Annotated in this window: 5 protein-coding genes; 2 read left to right on the forward strand and 3 right to left on the reverse strand. The window is 33.6% G+C overall.

Going from position 1 to position 6,477, the window contains the following annotated elements; all coding sequences use genetic code 11:
* Positions 1-129: 129 nt before the first annotated feature.
* On the reverse strand, positions 130-669 hold the full coding sequence (locus ACI32A_RS07780) for a DJ-1/PfpI family protein (RefSeq protein WP_439754480.1): 540 nt from the start codon (positions 667-669) through the stop codon (positions 130-132).
* An 84-nt stretch (positions 670-753) separates the two neighbouring features.
* Between ACI32A_RS07780 and ACI32A_RS07785 the strand changes: the two genes are divergently transcribed.
* Together ACI32A_RS07785 and ACI32A_RS07790 are read left to right on the forward strand one after the other, a co-directional pair.
* Positions 754-1,284, forward strand: coding sequence for a DUF308 domain-containing protein (locus ACI32A_RS07785; protein ID WP_439754481.1), 531 nt, complete (start codon positions 754-756; stop codon positions 1,282-1,284).
* Between the two features lie 79 nt (positions 1,285-1,363).
* Positions 1,364-2,743: an ATP-binding protein gene (locus ACI32A_RS07790; protein ID WP_439754482.1), complete on the forward strand. Its 1,380-nt coding sequence runs from the start codon at positions 1,364-1,366 to the stop codon at positions 2,741-2,743.
* A 26-nt stretch (positions 2,744-2,769) separates the two neighbouring features.
* On the opposite strand, the gene prfB is transcribed toward ACI32A_RS07790, so the two are convergent.
* Positions 2,770-3,868 (reverse strand): peptide chain release factor 2 gene (gene prfB / locus ACI32A_RS07795; protein ID WP_439754483.1). Its coding sequence is split into 2 segments (ribosomal slippage): positions 2,770-3,795 and positions 3,797-3,868, totalling 1,098 coding nucleotides; the frame shifts between segments, so codons are not numbered across the junction.
* A complete protein-coding gene (gene secA / locus ACI32A_RS07800; protein ID WP_439754484.1) occupies positions 3,868-6,318 on the reverse strand; it encodes a preprotein translocase subunit SecA in 2,451 nt (816 codons plus the stop codon). Before secA ends, prfB begins: the two co-directional genes overlap by 1 nt.
* Positions 6,319-6,477 lie beyond the last annotated feature (159 nt).

The following is a 6,477-nucleotide window of genomic DNA, read 5'->3' on the forward strand; positions in this document are numbered from 1 at the left end:
CAGCGACCTCACCCTTATCAGGGGTGCGCTCTAACCAACTGAGCTACAGGCCCATGAGTCATTCACTGAATGCTCAATAATAATATCACTATGCCTATACCATGTCAAACACTTTTTTAAAAAAAATTTTTATTTTGCGTCATAGTAAATAGAAGCCTGCATAGATTCCAATTTTTCTTTTCCAAGTAATTTTTCAATGATGGCATACGCAAAATCAATGCTGGCAGCTGCTGAAATACCTGTAATGATATTGTCATCGGTTACCACAAATTGATATTGATAAAATCCACCAAAGTCTTCATCCAATTCTTTAAAACAAGTATATTTTTTTCCTTTTAATACACCCGCATGTCCTAAAATAGTTGGCGAAGCACAAATAGCTGCTAGCACTTTATGTTGAGCAAATTCTTTAATTAATTCCAATACTTTATCATTTTTATTTAACTTCTGATAATGAGGACCACCTGGTAAAACTAAACAATCGGCTTGTGAAAAGTCATAAGAATCAAAAGGAATAGAAGGTGAATATGTGACTTGAAAACGACCTGTCACTTCTTTTCCTGGAATTCCAACAATATCAACCGTTAAACCGGCTCTTCTCAATAAAGCAATGGGTCCCATAGCTTCTAATTCCTCAAATCCGTTATCTAAAACAATGGCAACACGCATAGAATAATCCTCCTTTTTGTTTTTATTATACTCTGATATTTGAACAATTGGTAAAAATAATTATAATGTAAGAGGAGGTTCGTTATGAAAAATCGTGCAATTCTATCAAACATAGATTTTCTATTGTCTGATGCCATCCTCTTTGTGACCGGTCTAATTATTTGTTTTTTCAATATACATCTCGTTCGAGCTGCTTCTCGTGTCATAGGAATGATTACACTTATTCTTGGCCTTTGTTTGTTGTATCTCTATTTTTCAAGATCAAAAATAGAGCATTCTCCTTTTTTTATTGGCTTGATTTGTATTTTTATTGGATGCTTTATGGCCATTAAACCCGATACCATTCTTTCGATTTTACCTATTGTAGTGGGGTTAATTGTGACACTGGGTTCACTTATGCAACTCAAAAAAACATGGATTCTTAAAAAATTTCAAGATCCTCGTTTTTCCTTTGTCTTAGTTTTTAATCTTATTTTCTTAATCATTGGATTGTCTTTATTTTTAAATCCCATTCAATCTTTATCAAATATCATTAAAATCGTTGGTATAATCATGGTGTTTTATTCTTTATATTCTTTACTCGGTGCCATTTTAGCCAATCAATATCTATTTTGAATCACATTTGTGATTCTTTTTTTATTAAAAAATGATATAATTAACTCGGAATATTCCGAGTCGGAGGTGACCGAGTAAAATGAAATTTATTGGGAGACAGAAACAACTCTCTATTTTAGAGCGTATGTTTAAAAAAGATTTTCAGCAAGTCGCATTAATTTACGGACGAAGACGAATTGGAAAAAGTGAATTAATCAAACAATCTCTTCGATCTTGTCAAATTCGTTCTATTTATTATGAGTGCAAAGAAACAAATGAAATGAATAATGTTGACAGTTTATCTACATTGATTAGTGAAAGTTATCAATTCCCAAAACCATCATTTTCAAGTCTTGAGCAATTACTTGAATTTCTTTTTCAACAAGGAAAAAATGAACCTGTAATCATTGTATTAGATGAATATCCTTATCTTCGTAAAACCATTAAAGGATTAGATAGCATTCTTCAGTCTTTAATTGATCGATATAAAGATAATTCAAAGTTGAAAATGATTTTATGTGGATCTTATGTAGATATTATGAAATCTTTATTGGAACATCAAAATCCTTTATATGGAAGAATCGATGTAACGATTGATTTAAAACCAATGAATTATTATGAATCCTCTTTATTTTATCCTTCTTTTTCTTGTGAAGACAAAGTAAGACTTTATAGTGTATTTGGAGGTATTCCTTATTATAATCGTTTAATTGATGAATCATTGAGTGTAAAAGAAAACATTATTGAATTAATTGCTTCAAATGGTGCTCGTCTTGAAAATGAAATTGAAATGTATTTACGTTTGGAAATTTCAAAAATGACCAATGCCAATGAAGTATTCGAAGCCCTTGCTTCAGGTCATTCTCGCTATCAAGATATATTATCAAAGTCCCATGTATCGAGTGGACCAACCATGGTTGATATTTTGAATCGATTGATTCAAATGGAAATTGTAAAAAAAGAAACGCCCATCAACCAGGAAAACAATAGAAAAAAAGTACGGTATCGCATTATAGATAATTTAACTAATTTTTATTATCGATATATTTTTCGTTATTCTTCTCAAATCAATGTAATGAATCCAAATGTTTTTTATGATCGATATATAAAAGAAGATTTTGAATCTATATATGTACCAAAGATATTTGAAGAAATATGTCGTCAATATTTAATTTCACAAAATAGAAATGGATTAATGGATCCACCATTTGAAAAAATCGGAAAATATTATTATGATTTACCAGAGAATCACTCCAATGGAGAATTTGATATTGTTACATTTGATTCAAATGGATATATTTTCTACGAAGCAAAATTCAGAAAGTCTCCTTTAAATAAAAATCAAATTCAACAGGAAATTGAGCAAGTGAAATCTTGTGGATTGCCTTGTTATCGATATGGATTTATTTCTCGATCTGGATTTGAAACAGAACCAGAAGAAAATATGATTTTTATTTCTTTAGATCAACTCTATAAATAAAAACGATGAAAATCTCATCGTTTTTTTTATAATTGTGATTTTAAATACGCAAATATAAATCCATCTAAGTCTCCATCCATTACAGCTTGTACCTGACTGGTTTCATAACCCGTTCGAGCGTCTTTTACTAAACTATATGGATGCATAACATAGCTTCGAATCTGGCTTCCCCATTCATTAGCTAATTGTTCCCCTTTGATTTCTTTCATCTTCTTTTCTTGTTTTTCAATTTCTAGTTGATATAAACGAGACTTTAAGACACGAAGGGCTTCTTCTCTATTTTCATGTTGAGAACGCCCATTTTGACAAGTTGAAACAATCCCTGTTGGTTTATGAACCATACGAATGGCTGAATCCGTTTTATTGATGTGTTGTCCACCGGCTCCAGATGCTCGCTTGGTTTCAATGATCAAGTCTTCGGGTTTAATTTCGATTTCAATTTCATCATTGAATTGTGGCATGACATCTAAAGACGCAAAAGAAGTATGGCGGCGGGCTCCTGAATCAAATGGTGAAATACGAACAAGACGATGTACACCTTTTTCGGATTTTAAATATCCATAGGCTTTATCGCCTTCGACTAAGAAAGTCACACTTTTAATTCCTGCCACTTCTCCGGGTTGATAATCTAAGACAGTGACCTTAAATCCGTGTTGTGTCGCATAGCGTGTATACATTCGATACAGCATATCTGCCCAGTCACAGCTTTCGGTTCCCCCAGCACCTGGATGTAATTCCAATATCGCATTGTTCTGGTCGTATTCATGGCTTAATAGAACCGATATTTCAAAGGATTCCATTTTTTCAGTGGTTTCCATATATTCCATTTGCGCCAGTTCCATTAATTCTTCATCAAAAGAAGCATCCAATTCCTGAATGGTTTCTTTTAAGCTTTCACATTCCTGGCTTAATTGTTCATATTGGTCCACTACTTCTTTATTGGCATTTCGTTTTCGAATAATGGACTGTGCTTTTTTCTGATCGTTCCAAAATCCATCCTGCATGATTTTGCGATCCAGTTCTTCAACCTGGAATTTTTTTTCTTCTAAGTCAAAGAGACTCACCCAAAGAAGCAAGCTTCTCCAGGTGAGTATTCAATCCTTGTTTTAATTCATACAATTCCATTACGCTTTTTTCACTCGACTTCTAGCCATTTGTTTCGCTTTTTCCAATGCAGGATTTTTTGGTTCTTTGCGAATACGGACTTTTAATAAGAAGAAAGTAATTTCACGAGCAATGCGTGCATTCATTTCTTCAAACATATCAAATCCTTCTTGTACATATTGTTGAAGTGGATTGTTTTGGGCATAAGAACGCAAATAAATACCACTTCTTAATTTGTCCATACGATCAATATGAGCAATCCAGTTTCGATCAATATTTCGTAAAACGACTGTTTTTTCAAATGGAAGAAATTGAGATTTTACAGGTGAAATTTCGGCTTCATAACCATTCCACATTTTATCTAAACAATATGCTTTTGTTTCTTCTTCATTTTTACCTTCTAATTCAGATACATGAATTTGTTTGTCTTCTGTTAATCCCATCATTTCCAATGATTTACATAGTCCTGGAACATCCAATGGTGCTTTTTTATCATTTGTCAAATTCGCTGCAATAGTTTGTTGAATTGTTTGTTCAAAGACATTATGAATCATTTCATGTACGTCTTCGCTTTCCAGAATACGATTTCTTTGTGCATAGATGATTTCACGTTGACGACGCAATACATCATCATAATCCAGTAACTGTTTACGCATATCGAAGTTATATCCTTCAACACGTTTTTGCGCCATTGTGATGGATTTCGTGACAGTCTTGGATTCAATTCGTTCCCCTTCACCCATTTTCGCAAACATTTTTTGTAGCTTGTCTCCACCAAAACGAATCATCAAAGAATCTTCTAAAGAAACATAGAAACGAGAGAAACCTGGATCTCCCTGACGACCAGAACGACCACGTAACTGGTTGTCAATACGTCTGGATTCATGTCTTTCGGAACCCAATACAGCCAATCCACCTAATTTTCTAGATTCAGCTGTTAATTTGATATCGGTACCACGTCCAGCCATGTTTGTGGCAATTGTAACAGCTTTTGGACGCCCTGCCAGAGCTACGATTTCAGCTTCACGAGCATGGTTTTTGGCATTTAATAATTCATGTGGAATTTTTTCTTTTTTCAACAATTTTGAAATCAATTCACTGGTTTCTACCGCAATGGTTCCCACCAATACAGGTTGTCCTTTTTCATATAAGCGTTTGACTTCTTGTACCAATGCATTGAATTTATCTTTTTTATAGGCATAGACTTCATCTGGTAAGTCTTCACGAATAACAGGTACATTGGTTGGAATCACAATAACTTTCATGTTGTATGTCGATAAGAATTCTTCTTCTTCTGTTTTTGCAGTACCTGTCATACCTGCTAATTTTTCATACAAACGGAAAAAGTTCTGATATGTAATGGTTGCCAATGTAGATGTTTCTTCTTTAATTGGAACACCTTCTTTGGCTTCAATAGCTTGATGTAACCCATCTGAATAAGCTCGACCTGGCATTAAACGACCTGTAAACTGATCGACAATAACAATTTCTTTGTCATCACTAACGACGTATTCAATTTCATTGGTCATAATGTAGTTGGCACGTAATGCCTGATTAATATGATGAACCAATTGTGTATGTTCAATTTCATATAAGTTATCAATTTTAAAGTAACGCTCTGCTTTAGAAACCCCATCTTCCGATAAAGTCACTTGACGAGTTTTTTCATCGATATCATAGTCCCCAGATATTAATTGTTTTTCATGCGTAAATTTATCAGTTTCATATTCAGGAGCTACCAATGTCTTAACAAATTTATCGGCTTGAATATATAAGTTAGCTGTTTGTTTACGTCCACCTGAAATAATCAAAGGCGTACGAGATTCATCAATTAAGATGGAATCGACTTCATCGACAATGGCCATATGAAGCCCACGCATAACACGATCTTCTTTTTTCGTAACCATATTGTCTCTTAAATAATCAAATCCCAATTCAGAGTTTGTAGTATAAGTGATATCACAGTTATAAGCTGCACGCTTTTCTCGAGCATTTAATTCACGTTTATTCACACCAACAGTTAAACCTAAGAAACGATAAATTTCACCCATCCAGTTGGCATCACGACCAGCTAAGTATTCATTGACCGTAATAACATGAACACCTTGTCCCATTAAAGCATTTAAGTAAACACACATTGTAGCAGTTAAGGTTTTCCCTTCACCTGTTTTCATTTCTGCAATGTCCCCTTTATGCATAGCCACAGAACCCATAACCTGCACTTTATATGGCTTTTCATTGATTACACGATAAGCCGCTTCACGAGCTGTCGCAAACGCTTCTGGTAAAATATCATCTACAGTTTCTCCATTTTGAAGACGAGATCTATATTCAGTTGTTTTATTTCTTAATTCATCATCGGATAATTTTTGCATCGCTGGCTCAAAACTCAATACTTGATCCGCAATTTTTTCCAATTCAGCTAATTCTCTTTGTTCTTCCGAGAACATTTTCTTAAAGAACCCTGCCATTTATAATCCTCCTTAAAAGTTTCGTATCATAACACATAATATCATAATTTAAACAAAAAAAACATAAATACTATCTATTTATATGCAAAACTCCCATCAGTTCAAACGTCAACTTATCAAAATTTTATACATCTATTAAAAAAACCAGATTATATAATC

Origin of the sequence: Floccifex sp. (assembly GCF_051873555.1) — a bacterium.
GTDB lineage: Bacteria > Bacillota_I > Bacilli_A > Erysipelotrichales > Erysipelotrichaceae > Floccifex.

What these genes read in the sequence shown, in the direction of transcription:
- ACI32A_RS07780 (WP_439754480.1), bottom strand. Translation starts at nt 669, where the DNA reads ATGCGTGTTGCCATTGTTTTAGATAACGGATTTGAGGAATTAGAAGCT.
- ACI32A_RS07785 (WP_439754481.1), top strand. Translation starts at nt 754, where the DNA reads ATGAAAAATCGTGCAATTCTATCAAACATAGATTTTCTATTGTCTGAT.
- ACI32A_RS07790 (WP_439754482.1), top strand. Translation starts at nt 1,364, where the DNA reads ATGAAATTTATTGGGAGACAGAAACAACTCTCTATTTTAGAGCGTATG.
- secA (WP_439754484.1), bottom strand. Translation starts at nt 6,318, where the DNA reads ATGGCAGGGTTCTTTAAGAAAATGTTCTCGGAAGAACAAAGAGAATTA.